This is a genomic window from Candidatus Sororendozoicomonas aggregata, from assembly GCF_031528575.1.
Lineage (GTDB): Bacteria > Pseudomonadota > Gammaproteobacteria > Pseudomonadales > Endozoicomonadaceae > Endonucleibacter > Endonucleibacter aggregata.
Genome location: NZ_JAVLSP010000187.1, coordinates 1 through 1,884 on the forward strand (window position 1 = coordinate 1; position 1,884 = coordinate 1,884).

At 45.4% G+C, this 1,884-nt stretch carries 2 protein-coding genes and 2 pseudogenes; 3 read left to right on the plus strand and 1 reads right to left on the minus strand.

Annotated elements, in window-relative coordinates; genetic code table 11:
- Positions 1-253 precede the first annotated feature (253 nt).
- Positions 254-655: a type I restriction endonuclease gene (locus V4C51_RS17660; protein WP_330927484.1), complete on the minus strand. Its 402-nt coding sequence runs from the start codon at positions 653-655 to the stop codon at positions 254-256.
- Between V4C51_RS17660 and V4C51_RS17665 the strand changes: the two are divergent.
- The 3 genes and pseudogenes from V4C51_RS17665 to V4C51_RS17675 form a co-directional block, all read left to right on the plus strand.
- Positions 625-889, plus strand: a pseudogene (locus V4C51_RS17665) (integrase core domain-containing protein); the annotation flags it as partial. The gene V4C51_RS17660 and the pseudogene V4C51_RS17665 sit on opposite strands and share 31 nt — an antisense overlap.
- A 111-nt stretch (positions 890-1,000) precedes the next feature.
- The gene (locus V4C51_RS17670; RefSeq protein WP_330927485.1) at positions 1,001-1,471 is read left to right on the plus strand and encodes a hypothetical protein; all 471 of its coding nucleotides are present in this window, start codon (positions 1,001-1,003) and stop codon (positions 1,469-1,471) included.
- Between the two features lie 80 nt (positions 1,472-1,551).
- Positions 1,552-1,884 (plus strand): annotated as a pseudogene (locus tag V4C51_RS17675) (hypothetical protein); the annotation flags it as partial.

The window sequence follows — 1,884 nt, forward strand, 5'->3', positions numbered from 1 at the left end:
AAGTCCGACAGGCTCCTAGGAGCCTGACCGAGAATAGCGCCCGTAGCGAGGATTACGAGAAATTGAGGATAAAAATTTCTGCTTCTGAGGATAATAGCGGGTCTATTTGACGAAGAAGCAGGAATTTTTAGACCAATTTATCGCAACCGCAGTAGGGTAGTCTATTCTCGGACAGGCTCCTGGCAATGGTTTGAAACTCCTCGCCGGTGAATAAGGCAGCTGCATTATAGGACGTGTTCACTCACCAACTCCGTTATCTTGATGGGATGGTACGCCAGATCTGTTCTGAGCCTCCCAACATTCTTCCTTCAGGGGCAACCGGTCCAACTCTTGCTGGTACCAGCGCCACTTGGGCAGGAACTGATCCATATTCTGCCACGGCAAAGCGGTTTTCTTCTGGCTGCCCCCAGTTAATCAGCTGAACCATTTCGGCATTGGCCCCCGCTGCCACTTTTACCGAAACACCGTAACGCAGCAGTTGATAAACGGCTTTGTTCACCGCCATCAATGACTGGTTGGGGGCATTCACCGCCGAGCGCAGCATAACCAGCGTTTTGTTGATATGTTCGGCGCTATAACCTGCCCCGGCCAGATAGAGGCGCAGTTCGCTTTCTTCAAAAATAAGACTTACTAAAGACGAAGGCGAGGCACCCACAGACCAATGGCATCTGTGAGCGTTTCCACAAGACGATTCTCAACAAATTTTATCAGATTGCCTTCAGAAAGAAGGTTTATACGGATTTAACGGAACTTCAGAAGGATTTGGATGTCTGGATAGATGATTACAACAACAAGCGAACCCATCAGGGGTAAGATGTGTTGTGGTCGGACACCTATGCAGACCTTGGAAGACAGCAAAACGATCTGTAAGGAAAAGCAGATAGCCTGAATCTAACCTGACGGTAAAAACGACTTATGTCGGGTAAGTGTCAGGTCAGGTTGTGACTACTACAGACCAGGTGCTCAAATGGTCACTGTTTTATAGTATGGAGTATCTGAAATGAACAGAGTATTACCCGCTATTGTAACCTTCATTTACATGATGTTTTTCACAAATGTTAGTTTTGCCATAATTCACCCAGAGGGAACTTTGGAAGTCAGTTTTATTAACAACACCAATTATGACTGCACAATAAACGCTCGTCTTACGCATGGTGAATGGGTCAAAAATCCACCTAAGTCGATCTCGAAACATAAGACAATTTCCTGGTCTGCGACTCAGAAGTGTTTCTTTGGTCCTGATATGACGATAAAGTTTACCTGTGGTGATTACTCTTTCAGTACGAGAAATCAACAAAATTACTGTTCACTTAAAGGTGGGAATCAAACTCTCAGTATTTCTGATATAGATAAACATTTAAATGTTACCAACAGACAGATTCAGCATGCCGCTTACGGTAGTGAAAAACCGGGTAAGGCACAAATAGTCGTTACATCTAAAGGTAAAGGGCGTCACTTCGGGTTTGAATAGCAGGGGTTAAAAAAAAGGACACCCATAAAGGGTGTTCTTTCTGATTAATACAATAAATTGCCGTGTTGACAGAACAGAAAGTGTCTACTCTGATATCAGAAAATAGCCACCAACTGCCTGATATCATAATGACCGCCTCTATTGTATCCCGTAACAGCCAATCAATAACCATTCAGATCGAAGTCCCCGTCCAGAAAAGCAATATGCTTGCCAGTGAAGACAGTCTTCAACAAGCCCTGAATGAAGCCGGGAGACTCGGTACGGCCGAGATTCTGGATCTTTATGAGATTCCAGGACGAGCGGCTGTCGTCGTTAATGGGCGAAAGCTTTCCTACAAGCATCAGGTTGCTAAATGTTATGAAACCCCTTACGGGGCGGTCTCTGTGGAGAGGGCTGTCTATCAGGGCAGTGGC